This window comes from Methylobacterium amylolyticum (assembly GCF_030700245.1).
Classification (GTDB): domain Bacteria; phylum Pseudomonadota; class Alphaproteobacteria; order Rhizobiales; family Beijerinckiaceae; genus Methylobacterium.
In genome coordinates this window covers 13,108-37,209 of the sequence record NZ_JAUYZI010000019.1, presented here as the reverse complement: position 1 = coordinate 37,209, position 24,102 = coordinate 13,108, and the positions used below count along the sequence as shown (strand labels likewise).

At 71.3% G+C, this 24,102-nt stretch carries 27 protein-coding genes and 1 tRNA gene; 13 read left to right on the top strand and 15 right to left on the bottom strand.

Annotated features, from left to right (window positions below; all coding sequences use genetic code 11):
- Positions 1 to 2: 2 nt before the first annotated feature.
- The gene (dapF, locus tag Q8W71_RS14920) at positions 3 to 893 is read right to left on the bottom strand and encodes a diaminopimelate epimerase (RefSeq protein ID WP_305526169.1); all 891 of its coding nucleotides are present in this window, start codon (positions 891 to 893) and stop codon (positions 3 to 5) included.
- A gap of 281 nt (positions 894 to 1,174) precedes the next feature.
- Here dapF and Q8W71_RS14915 point away from each other — a divergent pair, with 281 nt between their 5' ends.
- Positions 1,175 to 1,957, top strand: coding sequence for a GyrI-like domain-containing protein (locus tag Q8W71_RS14915; RefSeq protein ID WP_305526168.1), 783 nt, complete (start codon positions 1,175 to 1,177; stop codon positions 1,955 to 1,957).
- Between the two features lie 159 nt (positions 1,958 to 2,116).
- Here Q8W71_RS14915 and Q8W71_RS14910 read toward each other — a convergent pair whose 3' ends face one another.
- Entirely contained in the window at positions 2,117 to 3,754 is a 1,638-nt protein-coding gene (locus Q8W71_RS14910) for an ABC transporter ATP-binding protein (protein WP_305526167.1), read from the bottom strand.
- Positions 3,755 to 4,170: 416 nt separating this feature from the next.
- On the opposite strand from Q8W71_RS14910, the gene Q8W71_RS14905 reads away from it, so the two are divergent.
- The 4 genes from Q8W71_RS14905 (at position 4,171) to tam (ending at position 7,583) form a co-directional block, all read left to right on the top strand.
- The gene (locus Q8W71_RS14905) at positions 4,171 to 4,941 is read left to right on the top strand and encodes an endonuclease III domain-containing protein (RefSeq protein ID WP_305526166.1); all 771 of its coding nucleotides are present in this window, start codon (positions 4,171 to 4,173) and stop codon (positions 4,939 to 4,941) included.
- An 81-nt stretch (positions 4,942 to 5,022) separates the two neighbouring features.
- A complete protein-coding gene (trpS, locus tag Q8W71_RS14900) occupies positions 5,023 to 6,087 on the top strand; it encodes a tryptophan--tRNA ligase (RefSeq protein ID WP_305526165.1) in 1,065 nt (354 codons plus the stop codon).
- The gene (locus Q8W71_RS14895; RefSeq protein WP_305526164.1) at positions 6,084 to 6,785 is read left to right on the top strand and encodes a haloacid dehalogenase type II; all 702 of its coding nucleotides are present in this window, start codon (positions 6,084 to 6,086) and stop codon (positions 6,783 to 6,785) included. Before trpS ends, Q8W71_RS14895 begins: the two co-directional genes overlap by 4 nt.
- 15 nt (positions 6,786 to 6,800) lie before the next feature.
- Positions 6,801 to 7,583, top strand: a complete 783-nt coding sequence (tam, locus tag Q8W71_RS14890) for a trans-aconitate 2-methyltransferase (RefSeq protein ID WP_305526163.1) — start codon at positions 6,801 to 6,803, stop codon at positions 7,581 to 7,583.
- A 27-nt stretch (positions 7,584 to 7,610) separates the two neighbouring features.
- Here tam and Q8W71_RS14885 read toward each other — a convergent pair whose 3' ends face one another.
- From Q8W71_RS14885 to aroQ, 12 genes are all read right to left on the bottom strand, one after another.
- The gene (locus Q8W71_RS14885; RefSeq protein WP_305526162.1) at positions 7,611 to 8,279 is read right to left on the bottom strand and encodes a pyridoxamine 5'-phosphate oxidase family protein; all 669 of its coding nucleotides are present in this window, start codon (positions 8,277 to 8,279) and stop codon (positions 7,611 to 7,613) included.
- Between the two features lie 164 nt (positions 8,280 to 8,443).
- A complete protein-coding gene (gene ilvC, locus Q8W71_RS14880; RefSeq protein WP_305526161.1) occupies positions 8,444 to 9,463 on the bottom strand; it encodes a ketol-acid reductoisomerase in 1,020 nt (339 codons plus the stop codon).
- 15 nt (positions 9,464 to 9,478) lie between these two features.
- Entirely contained in the window at positions 9,479 to 10,162 is a 684-nt protein-coding gene (locus Q8W71_RS14875; RefSeq protein WP_305526160.1) for a TetR/AcrR family transcriptional regulator C-terminal domain-containing protein, read from the bottom strand.
- Positions 10,163 to 10,247: 85 nt separating this feature from the next.
- A complete protein-coding gene (locus Q8W71_RS14870; protein ID WP_305526159.1) occupies positions 10,248 to 10,892 on the bottom strand; it encodes a glutathione S-transferase family protein in 645 nt (214 codons plus the stop codon).
- Entirely contained in the window at positions 10,889 to 11,272 is a 384-nt protein-coding gene (locus Q8W71_RS14865; RefSeq protein ID WP_305526158.1) for a type II toxin-antitoxin system PemK/MazF family toxin, read from the bottom strand. The genes Q8W71_RS14870 and Q8W71_RS14865 overlap by 4 nt, the downstream gene beginning before the upstream one ends.
- Complete coding sequence (locus Q8W71_RS14860) at positions 11,256 to 11,492, bottom strand: AbrB/MazE/SpoVT family DNA-binding domain-containing protein (RefSeq protein WP_305526156.1); 237 nt, start codon at positions 11,490 to 11,492, stop codon at positions 11,256 to 11,258. Before Q8W71_RS14860 ends, Q8W71_RS14865 begins: the two co-directional genes overlap by 17 nt.
- A gap of 45 nt (positions 11,493 to 11,537) precedes the next feature.
- Positions 11,538 to 12,080 (bottom strand): acetolactate synthase small subunit, encoded by a 543-nt coding sequence (gene ilvN, locus Q8W71_RS14855; RefSeq protein ID WP_305526155.1) that lies wholly within the window; start codon positions 12,078 to 12,080, stop codon positions 11,538 to 11,540.
- A 76-nt stretch (positions 12,081 to 12,156) separates the two neighbouring features.
- Positions 12,157 to 13,932 (bottom strand): acetolactate synthase 3 large subunit, encoded by a 1,776-nt coding sequence (locus Q8W71_RS14850; protein WP_305526154.1) that lies wholly within the window; start codon positions 13,930 to 13,932, stop codon positions 12,157 to 12,159.
- A gap of 285 nt (positions 13,933 to 14,217) precedes the next feature.
- Entirely contained in the window at positions 14,218 to 15,660 is a 1,443-nt protein-coding gene (locus tag Q8W71_RS14845) for an amidase (protein WP_305526153.1), read from the bottom strand.
- Between the two features lie 4 nt (positions 15,661 to 15,664).
- A complete protein-coding gene (pyrC, locus tag Q8W71_RS14840) occupies positions 15,665 to 16,753 on the bottom strand; it encodes a dihydroorotase (protein ID WP_305526152.1) in 1,089 nt (362 codons plus the stop codon).
- Positions 16,754 to 16,756: 3 nt separating this feature from the next.
- On the bottom strand, positions 16,757 to 17,455 hold the full coding sequence (locus Q8W71_RS14835) for an orotate phosphoribosyltransferase (RefSeq protein WP_305526151.1): 699 nt from the start codon (positions 17,453 to 17,455) through the stop codon (positions 16,757 to 16,759).
- A 64-nt stretch (positions 17,456 to 17,519) separates the two neighbouring features.
- Positions 17,520 to 17,984 (bottom strand): type II 3-dehydroquinate dehydratase, encoded by a 465-nt coding sequence (aroQ, locus tag Q8W71_RS14830; protein ID WP_305526150.1) that lies wholly within the window; start codon positions 17,982 to 17,984, stop codon positions 17,520 to 17,522.
- A 129-nt stretch (positions 17,985 to 18,113) separates the two neighbouring features.
- Here aroQ and Q8W71_RS14825 point away from each other — a divergent pair, with 129 nt between their 5' ends.
- From Q8W71_RS14825 to Q8W71_RS14800, 6 genes are all read left to right on the top strand, one after another.
- Positions 18,114 to 18,959: a beta-keto acid cleavage family enzyme gene (locus tag Q8W71_RS14825; protein ID WP_305526149.1), complete on the top strand. Its 846-nt coding sequence runs from the start codon at positions 18,114 to 18,116 to the stop codon at positions 18,957 to 18,959.
- Between the two features lie 42 nt (positions 18,960 to 19,001).
- Positions 19,002 to 19,075, top strand: a tRNA-Gly gene (locus Q8W71_RS14820).
- A 249-nt stretch (positions 19,076 to 19,324) separates the two neighbouring features.
- Positions 19,325 to 20,050: a Crp/Fnr family transcriptional regulator gene (locus tag Q8W71_RS14815; RefSeq protein WP_305526148.1), complete on the top strand. Its 726-nt coding sequence runs from the start codon at positions 19,325 to 19,327 to the stop codon at positions 20,048 to 20,050.
- A 46-nt stretch (positions 20,051 to 20,096) separates the two neighbouring features.
- Complete coding sequence (locus Q8W71_RS14810) at positions 20,097 to 20,804, top strand: HWE histidine kinase domain-containing protein (protein WP_305526147.1); 708 nt, start codon at positions 20,097 to 20,099, stop codon at positions 20,802 to 20,804.
- Between the two features lie 150 nt (positions 20,805 to 20,954).
- Positions 20,955 to 21,440, top strand: a complete 486-nt coding sequence (locus Q8W71_RS14805) for a YidB family protein (protein WP_305526146.1) — start codon at positions 20,955 to 20,957, stop codon at positions 21,438 to 21,440.
- A gap of 182 nt (positions 21,441 to 21,622) precedes the next feature.
- Positions 21,623 to 21,841, top strand: coding sequence for a hypothetical protein (locus Q8W71_RS14800; protein WP_305526145.1), 219 nt, complete (start codon positions 21,623 to 21,625; stop codon positions 21,839 to 21,841).
- A 163-nt stretch (positions 21,842 to 22,004) separates the two neighbouring features.
- Here the strand turns inward: Q8W71_RS14800 and Q8W71_RS14795 are convergent, their stop codons facing one another.
- Complete coding sequence (locus Q8W71_RS14795) at positions 22,005 to 22,841, bottom strand: outer membrane protein (protein ID WP_305526144.1); 837 nt, start codon at positions 22,839 to 22,841, stop codon at positions 22,005 to 22,007.
- A 436-nt stretch (positions 22,842 to 23,277) separates the two neighbouring features.
- On the opposite strand from Q8W71_RS14795, the gene Q8W71_RS14790 reads away from it, so the two are divergent.
- Positions 23,278 to 23,451, top strand: coding sequence for a hypothetical protein (locus Q8W71_RS14790; protein WP_305526143.1), 174 nt, complete (start codon positions 23,278 to 23,280; stop codon positions 23,449 to 23,451).
- A complete protein-coding gene (locus Q8W71_RS14785; RefSeq protein ID WP_305526142.1) occupies positions 23,448 to 24,053 on the top strand; it encodes a disulfide bond formation protein B in 606 nt (201 codons plus the stop codon). Before Q8W71_RS14790 ends, Q8W71_RS14785 begins: the two co-directional genes overlap by 4 nt.
- Positions 24,054 to 24,102 lie beyond the last annotated feature (49 nt).

The window sequence follows — 24,102 nt, the reverse complement described above, 5'->3', positions numbered from 1 at the left end:
CATCATGGGGCGGGGGGCGAAAAGAGCTCCGGCGCGAAGCTGCCCTCGGCCACCAGGGCCACCGGGCCGGTCATCAGCACGTGGTCGTCCGCCCGCCATTCCACGAAGAGCTGACCGCCGGGCAGGGACACCTCGGCCTGCCTCCCGATCATCCGCAGGCGCGCGGCGGCGACGGTCGCGGCGCAGGCGGCGGTGCCGCAGGCCAGCGTCAGCCCAGCCCCGCGCTCCCAGACGCGCAGCTTGATCGCCTCGCGCCCGGTGACCTGGGCCACCGAGATGTTGGCGCGCTCGGGAAACAGCGGGTGGTTCTCGAGCATCGGTCCCACCCGGGCGAGGTCGTAGCCGTCGGGGTCGTCGTCGACGAAGAACACGGCGTGCGGATTGCCCATGTTCACCGCGCCGGGCGAGTGCAGCACCGGGGCGTCGATCGGACCGACCTGAAGCTCGATCCGCCGCGTGTCGGGGAACGGCTCGGACAGCGGGATCTCGTCCCAGGCGAGCCGGGGCCGGCCCATGTCGACGGTGAAGGAGCGCTCGGCCACGCGCCGCACGCCGACCCGGCCGGCGCTGGTCTCCAGGAGCAGCCGGCCGCCCTCGGCGGGCCGCGCCATGGCGGGGTCGTCGAGCATCGCGTAGGCGACGCAGCGGGTGCCGTTGCCGCAGGCCCCGGATTCCGAGCCGTCGGTGTTGTAGATCCGCAGGAACGCGTCGGTGCCCGGGCTCACGGGATCGTGCAGCACCATCAACTGGTCGAAGGCCGAGCCGGGATCGGCGGCGATCGCCCGCGCCTCCTCGGGGGCGACGCGCAGGGCGGTGCCGCGCAGGTCGAGCACGACGATCGCGTTGCCGGCGCCGTGCATCTTCAGGAAGCGTCTGTGGGCGAGTGCGCTCATGCGTCCGGGAGGGGCTGCTGGCGGCGGGCGAGGCGGGCTCGTCCGATCGTCGTGGGATCGGGGGGATCGCTGGATCGTGTCGGTCTCGGGCCGGCGCGCCGGACGGGCGCCGCGGGCGGCCCTTATGGCAAAACCGGCCCCGGTATGCGAGGCGGCGGCAGCGTGGCAGATCCGCCGCACCCGCAGGCCTGTCGGGCGGCGGTCTCGCGGACGGCGCGGTTCGTCCCTACCTTGGCGGCCGGACCGCGCGCCGAATCGCGGTCCCCGACCGGAGCGCACCCTTGATCCGCCCTCGCCGTCCCCGCGCCGCGCTCGCGGCAGCCCTCGCGGTCTCGACCGTCCTCTCGGCTCTCGCCGCGCCGGCCGGCGCGCAGAACGCCGCCCCGCCGCCCTCGACCGCTCCCTCCCCCGCGCAGACGAGCCCGCTGCCGACCACCACCGCCCCGAACCCGCCGGCGGATCCCAACCGGAGCGCGGCCCCGGCCCCCGAGCAGGCGGTGCGCCCGCCGCCCGCCGGTCAGTCCGCGGTCGGCGCCAACGCCGGGGCGGCAGGTGGAGCGGCCGTCCGCCCGACCCTGGTGGAGAAGCCGGCCGAAGCCGGCGACGTGGACGAGGTGGTGCTCCCGGCCAAGCCCGCGGCGATCCTCCCCGGCAAGACCAAGTGGGACGAGGCGGTGCCGAGCCTGAAGCAGGCCTTCGCCCGGATCGAGGCCGACCTCGCCAAGGCCGGGATCGCGCCGGCCGGCCGGCCGCTCGCGGTGTTCACCCACACCGACGACGACGGCTTCACCTACGAGGCAATGATCCCTGTGGCGGCGGCCCCCTCCCCCGCCCCGGCCGAGGGCGACGGCCTGCGCTTCGGCACGACCCCGTCCGGCAAAGCCCTGCGCTTCGCGCACAAGGGCTCCTACGAGGGCATCGACGGCACCTACGAGACCCTGACTACCTACCTCGACGCCAAGGACATCGTCGTGCAGGACCGCTTCGTCGAGGAGTACGCGAGCGACCTCAAGGACGCGTCCGACGACGGGCTCGACGTGAACATCTACGCGCTGCTGCGGTAGGGGGCCGCGCGGTTTCGCTCCGCGAGACGTCACGACCCGATGCCGGGACCTGCGGATCCCACCAATCCCCCTGAGGTGCAGGGTGGGAAAGGCCGATCCCGGCAAGCAGTGCCGCGTATCGTGATCCCGCACGGATCGATCAGGGTCGAACGGGGGCCGTCACGAAGCCTCCAGGCGCACCGTCCGGTCGCCCGGCCGTATCATCGCGGTGCGGTGGGTGACGGCGATGATCGTCAGGCGGTCGGCGAGATCGCGCAGGCCGTCCATGATCTGCCGCTCGGTGTCCGCGTCGAGCGCGGAGCTCGCCTCGTCGAGGACGAGGATCGCCGGTTCCCCGTAGAGGGCCCGGGCGATGGCGATGCGCTGGCGCTCGCCGCCCGAGAGCTTCAGCCCGCGCTCGCCCACCACCGTGTCGAAGCCCTCCGGCATGGCCTCGACCCGCGCCAGGATGGAGGCTTGCGCGGCGGCGCGGCGCAGGCGCTCCGGGTCGAACGGGCGGCCCAGCACGATGTTGACGGACACCGAATCGTTGAGCAGCACGAGATCCTGCGGGACGACGCCGACATGGGCGAACCAGTCCGCGCTCGCGACGCGCCCGAGATCGATGCCGTCGGCGCGGATCCGGCCCTCGGTGGGCTCCAGCTCCTTCAGCAGCAGGCGCAGCACGGTGGACTTGCCCGACCCCGTCTCCCCCGTGAGGAAGGTGGGCGTCCCGCGCCGGGCGACGAAGGACAGGGCGGAGACGCCCCGCCCGTTCGGGTAGCGGAAGGCGACCGCGTCGAAGGCCACGTCCCCCAGCGACGTGCGATAGGGGACGGGATCGGCGGGCTCGACCGCCTCGGGGGCCGCCCACATCGTCGCCAGGGGCCGGAAGCGGGCCGCCGCCTCGACCGTCTCCTTGATCCCCATGCCGATGAGGTGGAACGGCTCGTTCAACTGGATCAGCAGCGTGTTGAACAGGACGATGCTGCCGATCGAGATGTCCCCGGCCTCGTAGCGCGGCACGAGGATCAGGAAGGTGAGGATCAGTTGCAGCGCCGCCGCGACGCCGAGGATCCCGCAGAAGGCGCTGCTCGCCAGGGCGAAGCGCTGCCAGTTGGCCAGCGCCTCCCGCGCGCTGCCGGCGAAGCGCCCCGCGATCCAGGCTTCGCCGCGCGTCTGCCGGAGGGTGTCGATCACGGCGACCGCGTTCCCGACGAGGCGGGCATTCGCCTGGCTCCGGTCCAGCGCCGCGTCGAGGGCGGGCTTCACGCGGCCGATGCGGACGTAGTCGAGAATCACCACGACGGCGCCGTAGGCGAAGACGATCGCGGCGATGTCCCAGCTCACGAGATGGCCGAGGAGTGCCACGCTGAACGCGATCTGGACGCATCCGGGCAGGATGCCGCCGAGCCCGAGCTGCGTGACGATGTTGAGGGTCTGCGTTCCCTGCTGGCGTGCCGTCCCGATCTCGGCGGCGTTGTGCGCCAGGAAGAAGGCGGGCGTCTTGCGCAGGAGCCGCGCGAAGAACGCCGTGTTGGCGATGAAGGACAGCCGCTCGGCGCACAGGACGATCAGGAAGCGGGCGCCCTGCCCGAACGCCTTCGCGACCCCGAACAGCAGGGCGTAGAGGACCAGGGTCCCGAGCACGCCCGCCCGCCCGGCCCCGTGCGCGAGTTCGTCGACCGCCCGCGAGAACAGGTAGGGAGACGCGATCGCCGCCAGCGCCCCGACCAAAGTCGCCGCGCTCACCAGGAGGATCGTCCCGCGGGCATCGCGCCAGAAGGCCTTCAGTAGAGACTTGAGAATGAGAATCATTCAAGCCTGCTCAGGCGTTGTAACCGACAATCCGGGGCGCCCTTCTGCGATCGATCGACTTCGATTCTCAAGCCTGGATCGCCGGTGATCTGATCGTCTCATATGACTTCCGGCGGAAGGGTTCGGGATCGACGCTCTCCGTCCTTGCGAGCGGAGCGAAGCAATCCAGGGGCGCCACCGTTTCAAACCGCGCGCTGCCCTGGGTCGCTTCGCCTACGGCTCGCGATGACGGCGCGGGCCAGGATCACCGAACGGTTCATCCGGAAACGATACCAGCCGGAGATGCGATCTCCGATGGTCCGCAAAGGGTCGGCTCGTCCGCCGTCGGTCCGGCCGCGAGGCCGGGGCGGCTTGGACAGATCGCCGCCCCCCGTGCCGGACCGGAACAGCGGGCCACCCCCGCGGATTCGCCCACCATGCCCGCGCAGATCCCGCACACCGAACCCGCACCGCGCCCCCGCCGCGCCCGGGCGGAGCCGGCGCCGGACCCGTCGCTCGCGGAGAAGGCGCTGGTCGTCCACGCCCGCCTCTGTCCGGTCTACGGCTGCCCGATCCCCTACTTCCACAGCCTCGACCCGGTCTCGGAACTCGTCTCCTCGCTGCTCTCGCACCGGACGCGGAACGCCGAGTCCGGCCGGGCCTTCAAGGCGCTGCGCGCGCGCTACCCGGCCTGGGAGGACGTGATCGACGCCGACACCGCCGAGGTCGAGGCGACGATCCGCGGGGTGACGTGGCCGGAGCTGAAGGCCCCGCGGATCCGGGCGATCCTCGCCGCCCTGCGGGAGCGCCGCGGCACCCTCGACCTCGGCTTCCTGGCCGGGATGGGCGTCGACGCGGCCCGGGCTTGGCTGGAGGAGATCCCCGGCATCGGGCCGAAGACCAGCGCGGCCGTCCTGTCGTTCTCGACCCTGCGGATGCCGGCCCTGCCGGTGGACAGCCACCATCACCGGGTGGCCCAGCGCCTCGGGCTGATCGGCCCGCGGGTCGATGTCGGGCCGTCGCATGGCGTCCTGCGGGCGCAGCTTCCCGCCGACTGGAGCGCGCAGGACCTCTACGACAACCACGAGATCCTGATGCTGCACGGGCAGAAGGTCTGCCACCACCGCAGCCCCGCCTGCGGGCGCTGCGTGCTCGCCGACCTCTGCCCGAGCGCGGCGCTGCCCCGGGGCCGGCCGGCGCGTCCTTGACCCCCCCGCGCCGCGGGTGCGAGTAACCCGCGGCCGGCCGGCGCGGAGCCCCGGACTCTCGCACTCTGGGGAACGGCGTCGATGGCCGCGTTCAAGGAATTGGTGTTCTCGGGCGTGCAGCCCACCGGCAACCTGCACCTCGGGAACTATCTCGGCGCGATCAAGCGCTTCGTGGAGATGCAGGACCGCGAGGCGCAGTGCCTCTACTGCGTGGTCGATCTGCACGCGATCACCGTCTGGCAGGACCCGGCGGCCCTGCGCTCCCAGATCCGCGAGGTGACGGCCGCCTTCCTCGCCGCGGGCATCGACCCCGCGCGCTCGATCGTGTTCAACCAGAGCCAGGTGCCGCAGCACGCCGAACTCGCCTGGATCTTCAACTGCGTCGCGCGGCTCGGCTGGCTCAACCGCATGACCCAGTTCAAGGAGAAGGCCGGCAAGGACCGGGAGAACGCCTCGATCGGCCTCTACGCCTACCCCGTGCTGATGGCCGCCGACATCCTGGCCTACCGCGCCACCCACGTGCCGGTGGGCGAGGACCAGAAGCAGCACCTGGAGCTGACCCGGGACATCGCCCAGAAGTTCAACACCGACTTCGCCGGCTCGATCACCGCGCACGGCCACGGCGAGGTGTTCTTCCCCGTCACCGAGCCGCTGATCGGCGGCCCGGCCGCGCGGGTCATGTCGCTGCGCGACGGGACGAAGAAGATGTCGAAGTCGGACGCCTCCGACAACGCGCGCATCAACCTCACCGACGACGCCGACGCCATCGCCCAGAAGGTGCGCCGCGCCAAGACCGACCCCGAGCCCCTCCCCTCCGAGGTCGCCGGGCTGAAGGACCGGCCGGAGGCGGACAACCTCGTCGGCATCTATGCGGCGCTCGCCGGCACCACCCGCGAGGGCGTGCTGCGCGATTTCGGCGGGGCGCAGTTCTCGACCTTCAAGCCGGCGCTCAGCGACCTCGCGGTGTCGAGCCTCGCGCCGATCGCCGCCGAGATGCGCCGGCTGACCGCCGACCCCGGCCACATCGACGCGGTGCTCGCCGACGGCGCGGCGCGCGCGGAACAGATCGCCGCCGGCACCCTCGACGCGGTGAAGGACATCGTCGGCTTCGTCCGGCGCGGGCCGGCCCTGAGGACCGTGGGATGACGATCCGGGCGCTGGTCTTCGACGTCTTCGGCACCCTCGTCGACTGGCGCTCGGGCGTCGCGCGGGAGGCGGCGCGGCTCGTCGGGCCGCTGGCGCCGAACCTCGACGCGGGCGCCTTCGCCGACGCGTGGCGCGATCGGTACCAGCCGTCGATGGAGCGCGTGCGCTCCGGCGAGCGCCCCTTCGTCGATCTCGACACCCTCCAGGCCGAATCGCTGCCCGGCGTGCTGGCAGGGCTCGGGATCGAGGGCGTGGCCGCGGACGTGCGGGCCGAGTTGGTGCAGGCGTGGCACCGCCTCGACGCGTGGCCCGAGGTGCCCGACGCGCTCGTCCGGCTGCGCACGCGGTTCTTCCTGGCGCCGGTCTCGAACGGGCACGTGCGGCTGATGGTCGATCTCGCCCGCCGCAACGGGCTGCCGTTCGACGCGATCCTCGGCGCCGGTTACTCGCGCGACTACAAGCCGAAGCCCGCGCTCTACCGGGACGCGGCCGCCGCCTTCGGCCTCGCGCCGGAGGAGGTGCTGATGGTCGCCGCCCACTCGAACGACCTCGCGGCGGCGGCGCGCCACGGCCTGTCCACCGCCCACATCGCCCGGCCGCACGAGCACGGCCCGGCCGGCGGCGAGACCGGCCCGAGCGTGCTGGTCACCCACGCGGCCTCGGATCTCGCGGATCTGGCCGACCGGCTCGGCTGCTGAGGGGGAGAGGGCGCGATGGCCGACTGGAACCCCGCCCTCTACACCCGCTTCGAGGACGAGCGCACCCGGCCCGCAGCCGAGCTGCTCGCGCGCGTGCCGCTCGAACGCCCGCGTCTTGCGATCGACCTCGGCTGCGGGCCGGGCAACTCCACCGCCCTGATCGCCGCGCGCTTCCCCGAGGCGGAGGTCGTCGGCCTCGATACCTCGCCGGCCATGCTGGACGCTGCCCGCGCCCGCCTGCCGGGGCTCGCCTTCGCGCAGGCCGACGCCGCGACGTGGGCGCCCGAGCGCGCGCCCGACCTGATCTACGCCAACGCCGTGCTGCAATGGCTGCCGGACCACGCGACCCTGCTGCCGCGGCTGTTCGGCCTGCTGAACCCCGGCGGCGTGCTGGCGGTGCAGATGCCCGACAACCTCGCCGAGCCCTCGCACCGGCTCATGCGCGCGGTCGCCGCGGCGGGGCCGTGGGCCGCGGCGATCGGAGACCCGGCGGTCGCCGGCCGGCTCGGGCGGATGCTCGATCCGGCGGCGTATTACGACGTGCTCGCGCCGCGCGCCGACGCGGTCGACGTGTGGCGGACCGCCTACCACCACCGGATGGACGATGCGGCGGCGATCGTCGCCTGGGTCAGCGCCACGGGGCTGCGGCCGTTCCTCGACCCACTCGATCCGGACCAGAGGGCCGGCTTCCTGGAGGCCTACACGGCCGAGATCGACCGGGCCTACCCGCCCCGCGCCGACGGGCGGCGTCTCCTCGCCTTCCCGCGGGTGTTCATCGTGGCGCGGAAGGTCGGCTGAGCCGACGCCTCCTCGCCGGAACCAGCGTCAGGCCTCTCCGCGCGCCACCAGCGCCTCGTACTCGGCCACCTCCAGCCGGCCTTCCTTGGCGACCCGGGCCTTGTCGGCGTCGCTGATCACGTCGCCCGCGAGGTCGAGGCGCTTCCAGGCGGCCAGCGGCGTCTCGCGCCCGGGCACCGGCACGTACTTGTTCTGCTCGATCTTCCGGTGCTTGTGGATGTAGCGCGGGCAGTTCACCCAGATCTTCGTCACGGCGACGCGGACGAGGTACTTGGCCTCGGTGTAGTCGGCCATCAGGGGGTCGTCGCGCAGCAGCGTGGCCGTGCCCTGCACGCGCACCCGGTGCGGGGTCTCGAAGTCGATGAACAGCAGGCCGACCTTGGCCTGACCCGCGATGTTGCCCATCGAGTAGAACATGCCGTTGCCGTCGTAGCCCGGGAACACGAGCGTGGCCGCGTCGAGCACCTTCACGAAGCCGGCCGGCCCGCCCTTGTAGGAGACGGTCGGCATCCCGTCGGGATCGACGGTGGAGAGGAAGAACATGTCCCGGGAGCCGATGAAGGCGGCCTCCTCCGGCTGGATCGCCTCGTGCACCCAGTCCTCGTCGAGGCGCACGGCGAGCTTCGTGGTGCCGAACTCCTGCTGGAGCGCACGGTGGTCCTCGAAGTAGAGCGAGGTTCTGGCCGCGTCGGTCATGGTGTCCCTCCCCGGCCCTCTGGAGCGGGGCCGTTGTCGGGCCTTATCGCCGGGAGCGGAGGACAGGCGCAACCCGGAACGGGATGAGGCCGGCCCCGCTTCCACGAGTCCGGCCCCTTGCGCGTCGGCTGCGGCCGAGCAAAGCACGGCCGCGCAGTGCCAAATCAATTGCGGGTCTTGTCGACCAGGGCCTTCTCCGAGATCCACGGCATCATGCCGCGCAGCTTGGTGCCGACCTCCTCGATCGGGTGGGCGGCGAGCTTGGCGCGGGTCGCCTTGAACGAGGTCTGGTTGACCCGGTTCTCCAGCATCCAGTTGCGGGTGAAGACGCCGCCCTGGATGTCGGCCAGCACGCGCTTCATCTCGGCCTTGGTCTCCGGCGTGATGATGCGCGGGCCGGTGACGTACTCGCCGTACTCGGCGGTGTTGGAGATCGAGTAGTTCATGTTGGCGATGCCGCCCTCGTAGATGAGGTCGACGATCAGCTTCACCTCGTGGAGGCACTCGAAATAGGCCATCTCGGGGGCGTAGCCCGCCTCGACCAGGGTCTCGTAGCCGGCCTTGATCAGCTCCACGAGGCCGCCGCAGAGCACCACCTGCTCGCCGAACAGGTCGGTCTCGCACTCCTCCTTGAAGGTGGTCTCGATGATGCCGGCGCGGCCGCCGCCGTTGGCCGACGCGTAGGAGAGGCCGAGGTCGTGGGCGTTGCCAGACGCGTCCTGGGCGATGGCGATGAGCGTCGGCACGCCGCCGCCGCGCAGGTACTCGGAGCGCACGGTGTGGCCGGGACCCTTCGGAGCGACCATCAGCACGTCGAGGTCGGGGCGCGGCTCGATCAGGTTGAAGTGCACGTTGAGGCCGTGCGCGAACAGCAGCGCGGCGCCCTGCTTCATGTTGGGGGCGAGCGACTCGCGGTAGATGTCGCCCTGCAGCTCGTCCGGGGTGAGCATCATCACCACGTCGGCCGACTTGGCGGCCTCGGCGACGGACAGGACCTTGAAGCCCTCGGCCTCGGCCTTCTTGGCGGTCGCCGAGCCCTCGCGCAGCGCGATCACCACGTCCTTCACGCCCGAATCGCGCAGGTTGAGCGCGTGGGCGTGCCCCTGGCTGCCGTAGCCGACGATGACGACCTTCTTGCCCTTGATCAGGTTCAGGTCGGCGTCGCGATCGTAGTAAACCCGCATGATTGGCTTCCTCTTCTAGCTTGCGCGGTTGGCGTTACCCCGGCCGTAGAGGGCCAGGAACTGGTCGACGGCCCGGGCCGCGTCGCGCCGGATCTCCGCCGGATCGGCGACGGTGGCGTCGCCGAGCAGCAGCCGGATCTGGACGTCGCGGCCGACGAGGCCGAAGAAGGTGCGGAACGCGGTCTCGCCATCCTCGAAAGCGAGGAGGCCCGCCGCGCGGCCCGCTTCGAGGACGGGCTTCACCCGCTCCCCGATGGCGAAGCGCCCGTTGGCCAGGACGATGCCGCCGAGATTGCTCTTGTGCGACCCGGCATGGCCGATGGCGATCCGGTTGAGCGCCACCGACGTGCTGCTGGCGATGACCGTCAGCCACGTCGCGGCGAAGTCGAGCAGGCTCTCCCGCAGCGTCGCGCCGTCGAGGCCCTCGACCGCGTAGCGGCCGGCGTGGACGCGGGAGGCCTGCCACTGCACCGTCGCGGTGAGCAGGCCGTCGCGGTCGCCGAACCACTTGTAGAGCGTCTCCTTCGAGCAGCTCGCCCGCCGGGCCACGGCGTCCATGGTGAGCTGGTCGGCCCCCTCGACCATGAGCGCGAGGACGGCATCGAGCACCGCCCGCTGGCGGGCGGAGGGTGCCTCGCGGAGCGCACCAGTCTCGCCGGCGGGCGCCGTCTCGTGCTGCGTCGCGGAGCTCGTCTGCATCGTCCGGCTTGTCAGTACCGTACCGTACGGTACGTGCGTTAGTGTGATTCGGCCTTCGGGGCAAGCGGTCCCGACGGCCGTCTTTTCAGCGCGGGAGGGGCAGGCCCTCGCGGACGAAGATCGCCTGGACCGCCGGCCGCTCGGCGACGCGCCGGGCATGCGCCGTCCAGGCCGGGAAGCGCGCGGCCACGTCCATCCCCATGTCCGGGCGCGAGGCCCAGACGTAGAAGACCATCAGGTAGGCGTCGACGACGCCGTAGCGTTCGCCCACCGCCCAGCCGCCGTTGGACAGCCGCACCTCGGTCATGGTGCACAGGTCGCCGTAGGTGTCGGCGCCCTTGGCTCGCAGTCCCGGGAGGGCGTCCTCGTCGGCCGTGTAGCGCCCCGGCCGGCGGATATGGGCGTAGGCGACGTGGTGGTTGCAGGCGAGCCAGCCGAGCCACTCGTCGGCCAAAGCCTGCTCGCGCAGGTCGGCCGGCCACAGGCCCTTCTCCGGCACCTGCCGGGCGACGTGGCGGAGGATGGCGGCGCACTCGGTGAGCGTCCAGCCGTCCTCGACCAGCGCCGGCACGCGGCCGCGCTCGTTGACCGCGAGGAATTCCGGCGCGCGCTGGTCGCCCGCGGCGAGGTCGAGCTTGTGGCCCTCGTATGCGAGGCCGGATTCCTCCAGCACGATGTGCGCGGCGAGGGAGCAGGCGCCGGGGGCGTAGTAGAGGGTGCGGACGGTCACGTTTCACCTTTTGAGCCGGCGGCGTCGAAGGAACCACCGATCAGCAGCATGACCCGGTTCCTGATCTCTGTCATGACGACCGGCGGGACGGAACCGACCCGGCGAAAACCGCGCGACGCACGATCGACCGATCTGATCTGATCCGCCAGCACTGCGCCGGTCACTGCCACTCCTTCGGGCAGCACAACCTTCGAGGGCCAAGGCCGAACGTTGCTCGTGATCGGGCAGATGATCGCTGTCGCATGCCGGCTGTGAAAGTCGGCGTCCGTCAGCACGACGGCTGGCCGCACACCCGACTGCTCGCGCCCCAATGTCGGCCGCAGGTCCAACCAGACGATGTCGCCTGCATCGAGCGGATTGATCTCACGTGTAGTCGTCACGGATGATCTCCGCGCCGACGTCGGGACCCCAATCGATCACCTCCGGGCGATATGCGGGCCCCAGACGGTCCATCTCGGCGATCATCTCGGCATAGGTCAGAAAGGCGGGTGAGCGCGAGACCGTCACCGTCTGGCCGTCTCGCAATCCGGCTTCCTCGGCCTTCTTCACCGGAATCCGTATGACGAACTCATCGCCGGTACGGATAAGCTTTGCTTCCATGAAGGCGTCTCCACGGATGGGGGCGATATTGCAGATCACGCCACTCTAAAGCGCCTCCGCCCCCCGCGCCATCGCGGCGATGCCGGTGCGGCAGATCTCGACGAGACCGATCACGCTCATCAGGCGCACGAAGCGGTCGACCTCCTCGGTCGAGCCGGTCAGCTCGAACACGAAGGAGTTGAGCGTCGCGTCCAGCGTCTTGGCGCCGAAGGCGGCGGCGAGCCGCAGGGCCTCGCTCCGGTGCTCGCCCTCGCCGCGGACCTTCACGAGGCAGATCTCGCGCTCGATCGCGCCGCCGTGGAGCGTCAGGTCGACGACCCGGTGCACCGGCACCAGCCGGTCGAGCTGCGCCTTGATCTGGTCGATCACCGCGTTCGTGCCGGCGGTGACGATGGTGATACGCGATAGGTGGCGCGCCTCCTCCGTCTCGGAGACGGTCAGGCTCTCGATGTTGTAGCCGCGGCCCGAGAACATCCCCGAGATGCGCGCCAGCACGCCGGGCTCGTTGTCGACGATCACCGCCAGGGTGTGCCGGTTGACCGGCTCGACCCGGACCGGCTCGGGGTAGTGGGTGTTCATCGCGTTCATCGAGCCCAGAGTCCTCGTCGTCCAATCCCAGCTACCGGCTGCCGACGCCTGTCCGCGGCGCCGGCCCGCCAGAAAACTACACCAGCACCTTGCCTTCCTCGGAGATCGCGTCGCCGAGTTCGACGCCGGTCTCACCGAGGTAGTCGGACAGGAGCATCTCGTTGTGCGCCTTGCCCGAGGGGATCATCGGGAAGCAGTTCTCGGTCTTGTCGACCACGCAGTCGAAGATCACCGGGCCGTCGTAGGCGATCATCTCGGCGATGGCCGCGTCGAGGTCGCCCGGCTTCTCGCAGCGCATGCCCTTGGCGCCGTAGGCGTCGGCGAGCTTCACGAAGTCCGGCAGGCTCTCCGAATAGCTCTGCGAGTAGCGCGAGCCGTGCAGCAGCTCCTGCCACTGCCGGACCATGCCCATGTACTCGTTGTTGAGGATGAACACCTTGACCGGGAGGCGGTACTGCACCGCGGTGGACAGCTCCTGGATGTTCATCAGGATGGACGCCTCGCCGGCGATGTCGATCACCAGCCCGTCCGGGTTGGCGAGCTGCGTGCCGATCGCGGCGGGCAGGCCGTAGCCCATGGTGCCGAGGCCGCCGGACGTCATCCAGCGGTTCGGCTCCTCGTACTTGAAGTACTGCGCCGCCCACATCTGGTGCTGGCCGACCTCGGTGGTGATGAACGTCTTACGGTTCTTGCACGCCTCGTAGAGTCGCTGGACCGCGTATTGCGGCTTGATGATCGTCCCCGACGGCCAGTAGGCGAGGCAGTCGCGGGCCCGCCACGCGGCGATCTTCTGGAACCACGGGTCGAGGTTCGACTTCTCCGGCCGCTCTGGCAGGGCCTGCCACGCCGCCAGCATGTCGGCGAGCACCGAGCCGCAATCGCCGACGATGCCGATATCGGCCTTGACCACCTTGTTGATCGAGGAGGCGTCCACGTCGATGTGGATCTTCTTCGAGAACGGCGAGAACGCGTCGAGCCGGCCGGTGATGCGGTCGTCGAAGCGCGCGCCGACGCAGACCATCACGTCGCACTCGTGCATCGCGAGGTTGGCCTCGTAGGTCCCGTGCATGCCGAGCATGCCGAGGAACCGCTCGTCCGAGCCCGGGAACGCCCCCAGCCCCATCAGGGTGGAGGTGACCGGGAAGCCGGTCTCGGCGACCAGCTCGCGCAGGAGACGGGACGCTTCCGGCCCGGAGTTGATGACGCCGCCGCCGGTGTAGAAGATCGGGCGCCGGGCGGTGGCCATCAGCTCGACCGCGGCGCGGATCCGGTCGGCGTCGCCCTTCACCGCCGGGCGGTAGGTCTTGTGCTCCGACGAGGACGGGCGCGCGTACAGGCCGGTGGCGAACTGGATGTCCTTGGGCAGGTCGACCACGACCGGGCCCGGCCGGCCGTTCGAGGCGACGTAGAACGCCTCGTGCAGGATGCGCGGCAGCTCGTCGATCGACTTCACGAGGTAGTTGTGCTTCGTGCAGTGCCGGGTGATGCCGACCGTGTCGCATTCCTGGAACGCGTCGGTGCCGATCAGGTGGGTGGGCACCTGCCCGGTGATGCAGACGAGCGGGATCGAATCGAGCATCGCGTCGGTCAGGCCGGTGACGATGTTCGTGGCGCCCGGGCCCGAGGTGACGAGGACGCAGCCGACCTTGCCGGAGGAGCGCGCGTAGCCCTCCGCCGCGTGGACGGCGCCCTGCTCGTGGCGCACGAGGATGTGCTTCACGTGGTTCTGGTGGAACAGCACGTCGTAGATCGGCAGCACCGCGCCGCCCGGATACCCGAACAGCGTGTCCACGCCCTGATCCTGGAATGCCCGGATGACCATCTCGGCCCCGGTCATGACCTCGCCGCCCATGCCCGTCTCCCTCGCCTCTCCTCGAACGCACGTGTCCCGCGGGCAACAAAAAAGGGCCCCGGAGGGACCCTGCATGCGCCACCGCCCGGATCGCGGCCCCTTAAGGCCGCCCCGTCGGTGACGCCACCGCTACAATAAGACCCGCGCGCATCGGATGCTCGTACCGCCATTCGCGGCGACCCTGCCGGATCCGGTCGATCCTGACGATCGAGTCGCGCGAAGTGTCCGGCTCATATCGAACGCGGTCGGGACCGTCAACGATCGCGATGCGGGTCAGTCCCGCCCTCACGTCAGGGGCGGTGCCCGCCGCCGCACCCAGCCGCTCGCCGCGTCGTAGGCGGCGCCGAGTTGCAGGCAAGCGAGTTCGCCGTGGTTCCGGCCGACGATCTGGATGCCGGTCGGCAGACCTACCGCGTTGAAGCCCGCCGGCACGTTGAGCGCCGGCAGGCCGGCCATCGTCGCCGGGAGCACGATCTGCATCCAGCGGTGATAGGTGTCCATCGCCCGCCCGCCGACCGTCTCCGGCCAGCGGATCCCCTTGTCGAAGGGGAAGACCTGCGCGCTCGGCATCACCAGGAAGTCGTAGGTCTCCATCAGTCGGCGCAGGGCCTCGTACCAGCGGGTGCGGCCCTCCTGCGCGGCGGTGATTTGGTCGGCGGTGAGCGCGAGGCCGCGCTCGGCCTCCCACACCGCCTCGGGCTTCATCCGCGCCCGGTGGGCCGGCACATCGTAGAGGGGGCGCAGGGCCGCGGCGACGGTCAGCGCGCGCAGCACCAGCCAGTCCCGCCACATCCCTTCCACGTCGAGGTCGGGCGCGATCTCGTCGACCGTGCAGCCGATGTCGGTCAACGTCGCCAGCGCCGATCGGCCGAGGTCGAGCACCCCGGGCTCGAACGGGATCGCCCCGCCGAGATCCCCGAGCCACGCGATCCGGGTGCCGCGGACGTCGCGCTCCAGAGGGCCCGCGAAGCCGGCCGGGTCCTGCCGGATGGAATTCGGCGCGCGCGGGTCGTAGCCGGCGATGACGGAGAGCATCAGGCCGATATCGGCGGGGCTGCGGCCGACGGCGCCGAGCACGCCGAGGCCGGGGCTGAACACGTCCGGGGCCTGCGCCGGGATGCGGCCCCAGGCCGGGCGCAGGCCGAAGAGGTTGTTGAAGGCCGGCGGGTTGCGCAGCGAGCCCGCGTGGTCGCTGCCATCGGCGACCGGCTGCATCCGCAGCGCTACCGAGACCGCGGACCCGCCGCTCGACCCGCCCGCGCTCCTGCCCGGATCGTAGGCGTTGGCGGTGACGCCGTGGACCGGGTTGAAGGTATGGGAACCCAGGCCGAATTCCGGGACCATCGATTTGCCGGTGAACACCGCGCCGGCGGCGCGCAGGCGCGCGACCATGATCGAGTCGGTCTCGGCGATCCGGTCCGAGAAGATCGGCGTCCCTTGCGTGAACGGCAGGCCGCGGACCGGGTCGAGATCCTTCACCGCCAGCGGGAAGCCGTGCAGCGGCCCGACCGTGTCGCCGCGGGCGAGCGCCGCGTCCCGCTCCGCCGCCTCGCGGAGCAGGTCGCCGTCGTCGCGCAGCCCGACGATCGCGTTGTAGGTGGGGTTGTGACGGTGGATGCGCCCCAGGTAGGCCCGCATCACCTCGACGCAGGACACGCCCCGGCCGCGGATCGCGGCGGCGAGCTGCACCGCGCTGAGTTCGGTGATCCCGTCCGCCGCGTCCGCCATCGCATCAGCCTCCGATGCCCCAGGGTAGGGTCTCGTCGCCGCGGAACACGACGACGGCGGTCTCGTCCACCGCCACGCTCTCGGCGACGCGGTTTTCGCGCCGTTCCAGGGTCACGGTGTCGGCGTTCGGCTCCAGCCCGTGGAAGCGGGGGCCGTTGAGCGAGGCGAACGCCTCGAAGTTCTCCAGCGCGCCCTCCTCGTGGAAGACCTGCACGTAGGTCTGGAGGGCGGTCGGTCCGCAGAACACCCCGGCGCAGCCGCACGACGCCTCCTTGGCGCCCCGGACGTGGGGGGCGGTGTCGGTGCCGAGGAAGAAGCAGTCCTCGCCCGAGGTCGCGGCCTTGCGCAGCGCCAGCCGGTGCCGCTCGCGCTTGGCCACCGGCAGGCAGTAGAGGTGCGGGCGCAGGCCCCCCTGGAAGATGTGGGTGCGGTTGATGACGAGGTGATGGGGCGTGATCGTCGCCGCAACGCGGGGGGCATGGGCGCGGACCACGTCGAGGATCTCGGCGGTGGTCGCGTGCTCGACCGTCACTTTGAGGCCCTGGTGGCGCGCGAGCAGCGGCAGGAGTTTCTGCTCCATGAACACCGCCTCGCGGTCGAAGATGTCGACCTCCGGGTCGGTGACCTCGCCGTGGATCAGGAGCGGCATGCCGATCCGCTCCATCCGCTCCAGCACCGGCGCGATCTTCGCCAGATCCGTCACGCCCGCGTGCGAGTTGGTGGTGGCGCCGGCCGGGTAGAGCTTGGCCGCGATCCAGACCCGCTCCGCGAACCCGCGCTCGATCTCGTCGGGGCTCGTGGCGTCGGTGAGGTAGCAGGTCATCAGCGGCGTGAAGGGCACGCCGTCGGGCAGCGCCGCCAGGATCCGCGCGCGGTAGGCAGAGGCCGCGTCCACATTCGTCACCGGCGGCACGAGGTTCGGCATGATGATGCCGCGGGCGAACTGCGCCGCGGTGTAGGGCAGCACCGCCCGCAGCATCGCGCCGTCGCGCAGGTGGATGTGCCAGTCGTCCGGCCGGCGGATGACGAGGCGGTCCGGTTTGGCAGCAGCCTTGTCAGCCGCCGCCTCGGGGAAGAGTTCGACCACGCCCATCGCTCAAGCCTGCCCGAAGGCGGAGATGCCGCCGTGCGCCGCCGACCAGCTTGCCGGATCGTTGAGGAAGCTCTCGACCTCGCGCAGGGTGTTGGGATCGAACGTCCCGGCCTCCTTGGCGACCGCGAGCACGTCCCACCACGTGGTGAGAAAGTGCAGCTTGATGCCGATCTCCTGCATCAGCGCCGCGCTGTCGGGGAAGATGTCGTAGTAGAACAGCACGAAGCAGTGGTCGACGTCGGCGCCCGCATCCCGCAGCGCCTGGCAGAAATTGACCTTGCTGCGCCCGTCGGTGGCGAGATCCTCGACCAGCAGGGTCTTGGCGCCCGCTACTACCTCGCCCTCGATCTGGGCGTTGCGGCCGAAGCCCTTCGGCTTCTTGCGCACGTACTGCATCGGCAGGGACAGCCGGTCGGCGATCCAGGCGGCGAACGGGATGCCCGCGGTCTCGCCGCCGGCGATGTGGGTCAGCGACTCGTAGCCGATCTCGCGCACGATGGTCGAGGCGGCGAAGTCGATCAGCGTCGAGCGCAGCCGCGGGAACGAGATGATCTTGCGGCAATCGATGTAGACCGGGCTCGCCCAGCCGGAGGTGAACTTGAACGGCTCGCCGTCGTAGAAGTGGACGGCCTTGATCTCCAGGAACATCTTGGCCGCCTCGCGGGCGATCAGCGTCCGGTCGATCGGCAGGAAGGTGGTCATGCGGCGGCGCGCTCCCGCGGGCAGTGGGATCCTCGTGCTCTCCTCCGCCCTGGGGGCTTGAGCGTCAACCCTCGCCGCCCGCCTGTCCCGCCCGGGCGCGGAGCCGGGCGAGATGGCGGATCGCCAGCGCGTAGCCGTGGGTGCCGAAGCCCGCCAGCACCGCGGTCGCGGCGAGCGAGACGTAGGAGTGGTGGCGGAAGGCCTCGCGGCGGTGGACGTTCGAGATGTGGCACTCGATCACCGGCACCTCGCAGGCGTTGAGCGCGTCGAGGATCGCCACCGAGGTGTGGGTGTAGGCGCCCGCGTTGATCACGATGCCGGCCGTGCCGACCCGGAAGGCGTGGATCGCCTCGATCAGCACGTGCTCGGCGTTGCTCTGACGGCACTCGGCGCGCAACCCGAGGCCCGCGGCGGTCTCCCGGCACAAAGCCTCGACATCGGCCAGGGTCTCGCGCCCGTAGATCTCCGGCTGGCGCTTGCCCAGCAGGTTGAGGTTCGGCCCGTTCAGGACCAGCACGGTGTCGTCCATCGCATCGCTCCGCGGAACGGATCGAGAGGTGCGTCAAGCCCGGCCCGGACTCAAGCCCGCCGAACCGGTTCAGATTCGGCGGCCCGGGCGCTATCACCGGGTCGGGGCGGAGCGATGCGGGAGGTGACGATGGCGGAAGGCGGTTCAGCGGCGCCCGTGGTGATCGCGGTGGCGATCACCGGGTCGGTGCCGCGCAAGGCGGACAACCCGGCCCTGCCGGTGACGGTGGCCGAGCAGGTCGAATCGAGCCAGGAGGCGTTCGAAGCCGGCGCCACGCTGTGCCACATCCACGTGCGCAACGACGACGAGTCGCCCTCCTCCGACCCGGACAGGTTCGCCGCCGTGCAGGAGGGGTTGCGCAAGCACTGCCCTGGCATGATCGTCCAGTTCTCCACCGGCGGGCGCGGGCGCGATCCGTCCGCCCGCGGCCTGTCCCTCCAGCACCGGCCGGACATGGCCTCGCTGTCCACCGGCTCGGTCAACTTCCCGACGATCGTCTACGAGAACCCGGCCGCGCTGGTGACCGACCTCGCCACGCAGATGCAGCGCCACGGCGTGCGCCCCGAGATCGAGATCTTCGACCTGTCGCACCTGCACGGTGCCCGGCGGCTGATCGAGGCCGGGCTGATGGACGAGCGCCCGCACGTGCAGTTCGTGATGGGCGTACAGAACGCGATGCCGGCGGATGAACACCTGCTCGACCTGCTGCTCGCCGAGTGCCGGCGGGTGCTGCCGCGGGCGACGTGGACGGCGGCCGGGATCGGCCGCAACCAAGCGGTGGTCATGGACTGGGCGCTCGCGCGCGGGGCCGATGCGGTGCGAACCGGGCTGGAGGACAACATCCGGATCAGCCGGGATCGCCTCGCGGCGAGCAACGCCGAACTCGTGCGGTTGGCCGCCGAGTCGGTGGCCCGGCACGGTCGCCGGACGGCCAGCCCGGCGGAGGCCCGCGCCGCCCTCGGACTCGCGGCCTGACGCCTTCTCAGCGCGCGGCCGCCGTGCTAACGCTCCGGCCGCGCGGGTGTAGCTCAATGGTAGAGCAGCAGCCTTCCAAGCTGAATACGAGGGTTCGATTCCCTTCACCCGCTCCATCCCACATTCCTGAGACGCGGCCGGGGTTTGCGCGGGGCGATGCCCCGCCGCGGGATGCGTGCATCTCCGGCCATACGCGGTCGATACGCGGAGGGCTCGGCCGACGCCCGGGGGCGTGCCGATGCGCCGTCCGCCGCCGCATCCCGTGTGCGAGGCGACCGGCCCGGGGCGAGGGTAACCCAGGTTAGAGGCGGCTCCGCGACCCGACGGTAGCCTCGCCCCCCGGTGAACGATCGGGGGAACGCGGCGTGGACAACCCGCTGGCACGCAAGCTGGAACACTTCGTCCGTCTCTCCGACGCCGACCACCTGTGGCTCGCCGCCGCCCTCGGACCGACGCGGACCGTCGCGGCCCGGACCGACATCGTCGAGGAGGGGGATGATCCCACGGCCGTATTCGTCATCCTCGACGGCTGGGCCGGCCGCTACCGGCAGCTCGCGGACGGTCGCCGGCAGATCGTCGCGCTGCTCCTGCCCGGCGATTGCTGCGACCCGCACGTCTTCCTGCTCGACAGGCGCGATCACGCCATCACCGCCCTCACCACCGTCACGCTCGCCCGCATCCCGGGGCCGGCCTTCCTCGACCTCGAAGCGCGCAGCCCGCCGTTGCAGGAGGCGTTCCGCCGCGAAACGCTGATCACCGCCGCCGTCCAGCGCGAGGGCTCGGTCAGCCTCGGGCGCCGCTCGGCGATCGAGCGGATGGCCCACCTGTTCTGCGAGCTGCACGTCCGCCTCGCGACGGTCGGCCTCGCTGCGGGGAACACGTACCCGATGCCGCTGACCCAGGTCGATCTCGCCGACGTGCTCGGTCAGACGGCTGTGCACACCAACCGCGTCCTGCACGACCTGCGCGCCGAGAACCTGATCACCCTGGAGCGGCGGCGGCTGACCATCCACGACCCCGCCCGCCTGCGCGAGCTGGCGCTGTTCGATCCCGCCTACCTGCATCTCACCGAGCACGCGGTCGATCGGTGACCGGTCCCGGGGCGGCGCGCGCCGCCCGGGGCAGAGGACCATTTCCATGACCGAATCCGCCGATCCAACAGACCGCATCGCCCACCTGGAGGCGGACAACGCCCGGCTGCGCCGCCTGCTCGACGCGTCGGGCCAGACGGACGGGCTGCGCCACGGACTGCGCGACACGATCGCGATGCTGCGGGCGGTGCTGCGCCGGTCGGCGACGAGCGCCGTGGACCTCGACGGCTACGTCGCCCACCTGGAGGGACGGCTCGACGCGATCGGTCGGGCGCGCAGCACGCTCGGCACCTTCGGCGAGGCCGACCTGCACAGCCTCGTGTCGGACGAGTTGCTGTTCCATCTCGTGCGCGAGGGCGACCGGGCGGCGATCTCCGGTCCGACCGTGCGGCTGCGGCCGAGGCCGGCGCAGACCCTGGCGCTGGCGCTGCACGAATTGGCCAGCAACGCGATCGAGCACGGCACGCTCGGCGAGCCGGGCGGCCGCGTCGCGGTGGCTTGGTCGGTCGCCGTGGAGGGCGCGGGACCGGTGGTCACCCTGGTCTGGAAGGAAGTGGGCGGAACGGGCCTGCGCGAGCCGGAGCGCCGCGGCTTCGGGCGCGAGGTGCTGGAGCGGACCCTGTGCGACGACCTTGGGGCGCGCACCGCGCTGGCCTTCGAGCCCGACGGGCTGCGCTGCACCCTCCGCTTCCCGCTCGACGCCCAGCGCGGGCGGCTCGTCGATGCCATCGCCCCCGAGGCCGGGACGCCCTGATTCCGACCCGATTCTCGCCGCCGCGACACCCACGCGAAGCCGGCGGCGGGCTTTGAGGGCACCGATCGGGCGGGGCGATCGTTCGTAACGGGGGCCGATCCGTAATGTCCCCCTCAGGCCCAGCGACACGCGCAACCGAAGGATGGAACGATGAGCAAGGGATACCCCTCGATGACGGCCCTGCTCGGGCTGCTGGCTGTCGCCGGCTACCAGAACCGCGACAAGATCGCCGATTGGCTCGGCGGCTCCGGCAAGGACAGGCACCCGTCGCCCGTACCGCAGGTGCCGAGCAGCGCCGGCGGAACCGGATCGGGGATGCCGGCCAACCTGGAGCGCCTGCTGGGCGGCGCCGGTGCGGCGGGCATCGGCGGGCTGATCGCCAGCGGCCTCGGCGAGATCGTCGAGCATTTCACCAAGGGCGGCCACGGCGAGACCGCGAAGTCGTGGATCGACCACGGCCCCAACCGCGACATGCCGGCGGCCGATCTCGAACGGGCGATCGGCCCCGAGACCCTGGCAGCCCTCGAAGAGCGGACGGGCCTCAGCCGGAGCGAGCTACTGACGCGGCTGTCGCGCGAGCTTCCCGGCGCGGTGGACCGCTACTCCCCCGACGGGCGCGTCCCGGCCCTCGGCTGACCGCGCCCGCCCCGTCCGACGCGTGGCGGCCCGCTCGATCCGGCGGGTCGCCCTCCTCCGCACGTGAGCGCGCAAATCTCCTGCCGGCGGACGCAACCGGGGGGACCGACCGGGCATTGCCGAGCCTAGAGCGCGTGAAACGTTGGTCGCGGGTGGCGCTCTCCCGTGCGGGATCGAGGGTTATGGCACGACCCGTGAATTGCCACGTGATCGACAGGCCGGACGGCCGCTTCGACGTGGTCGCGATCATCCGTCCGAGACGGATCTTCCGGCGCCAGGGCCTGATGACCCGGGCAGAGGCCGAGGCCTGCATCGACGACGTGCGCACCCTCATGTCGGTCTTCGGGGCACCGGTGGTGCAGGACTCCCCGCCGACGGGGCGTACACCGGAACTCGGGTAGAAGAACCTGCGCGTCGGCACCCGGACCGGCCGTCCGACCATTCGCCGGCGGCCGATGCGCCGGTCAAAGAAAACGCCCCGGGACGGATCCCGGGGCGCTTCTCGGCCAAGCCGCCAGTCTGATCGGGCTGGGGATGCTCAGGCCGACCGATCAGGCACCGACCTCAGTAGGATCCGAACTTGTAGTTCAGGCCTGCGCGGACGACGGCGAACTCGTCGTCGCGGCGGCCCACCGGGCTGAAGGCGACCGGCAGGAGGTTGGCGGCGTTGACGACCAGGGCGCCCTGGTTGCGGGTGCCGCGGTCGAGGTTGACGTACAGGCCCTCGACCTTGAGCGTGACCGCACTGGAGCGGAAGAAGTTCAGGAACGAGTCGGTGGGGAGCGCGTACTCGATGCCGCCGCCGACGGCGTAGCCGGTGCGGAAGCTGTCGTTGCCGGCGTAGCCGCCGAACGAGCGGTCGGCGCTGCCCGAGCCGTAGGCGAAGCCGCCGGTGCCGTACACGAGGGTGCGGTCGAAGGCGTAGCCGAGGCGGCCGCGCACGGTGCCGAAGAAGTCGAGGCTGGAGAGGCCGCGCGGGTCGGTGACGTAGTAGCCCGGGGCGAGGCCGCCGGCGATGAAGGCGCTGTTCCGGTTGCGGCCGAAGTCGAGGTACTGGGCGTCGGCCTCGATGCCCACGACCACGCCCGAGCCCGGGGTGAACTGGAAGTTGTATCCGACCTGGCCACCGCCGGAGAAGCCGTCCTGGCTGCGGTTGCGGAAGACGGCGATGGTGCCGGGGGCGGCGAAGGGGGCGGGGACGCCGAAGGCCGAGCCGGTGTTGCGGCTGCTGGCGTCGAAGGCGTAGCCGGCGTTGATACCGAAGTAGGCGCCCGTCCAGGTGAACACCGGCACCGGCGCGAACACCGGCGGCGGCGCCGCGCGGCGCGGAAGGTCCGCCGCAGAGGCGGCGACGGTCGTGAGCGCCGTGGCGGCGCTGGCCAGAAGAAGTTTCTTGATCATCAGATCCTCGTATCCCGGGGGTGGGATGGGTGCCGCGCGACAGGACGCCAGACCGAAGCGTGGCGATAGTGCAGGTCTGCAACAGCACCGGCGAGGTCCAGACACCGTATGCGGCAAGGTGCGCTTGAGCACATCCCGCGCGCTCCAGCTCCTGATCTCGGTCAGCGGACGTATCTGAACCGTTTCTCGCCACAAAAAAGCCCCGCTGCGGCGGGGCGGCGGCGCGTTGATCTTGCTGTCGAGGTTCCCTGGACCGGCAGGAGGATCCAGGGCCCGAATAAAAACTATCGCAGGTTGTTCGGCAAGCCGCGCGCGGGCGCGTCCCGCGCCGCGTCGATCCCGGCTGGCGCCCCCGCGTCGGCACGCGGTACGGTGAGGCGGCGCGGTCGGGGCGACGCGCGGCGGCCTCGACGCGCCTCGACGAGGATGGGCGGCCTTGATGGTCTTGTGCTTCGCGGCGATGACGGCCGCTCTCGGGGCGCTGTACGGCGGCCGCGGCAGGCTCGCGGTCGCCGCCCTCGCCCTCTGCTTCGCGCTCTCGACCGGCCTGTTCCTGTTCGAGATTGACAGCCCGGTCGACGGGTTCCGCATGCCGTGGCTCCGGGGATGATTCGGGCCGCACGCACCGCGCCCGGCGCGGACCTCGCCCGTCTCGGCGATCTCGGGCTTCTGGCCATGCTGACCGGCCTCGCCGCCGTGCTGACGGTGGCGATGGTCCTGCAATACGTCGACGGCGAGTTGCCCTGCCCGCTCTGCCTGCTGCAGCGCGTCGCCCTGTTCGGCGTGTGCTTCGGGCTGATCCGTCACTTCCGACCCGACGACCGGGGCCGGGGCGTCGGCGTCGCCCTGCTCGGCGCCCTGTCGCTGCTGGTGATCGCAGGACGCCAGACCCTGCTCGACATCTGTCCCCGCCCCGGCCACGAGTATGTCGGCGACGCCGTGCTCGGGCTGCACATGCCGGTCTGGTCGGTGCTGATCGCCCTGGCGGTGATCGCTGCGCTGGCGGCACAGGTCGCCGTCGTCGGAGGAACGGCGGAAGGCCGGGTCCCGTCGCCGCGACTGGTGCGCGTCGCCGGCTACGTCGGCCTGTACGTGCTGACCCTCTGCGCCCTCAACCTCGTCTCCGCGATCCTGCAATGCGGCCTCGGCGCCTGCCACACCGACGGATATCGGATGCTGGGCAGTGCGGCAGCAGCGTTCGCTCGGCTCTGATCCCGTGAGCCGCGGTCCGGGCGACGCCCGCCTTGGCGGATCGGGCGCA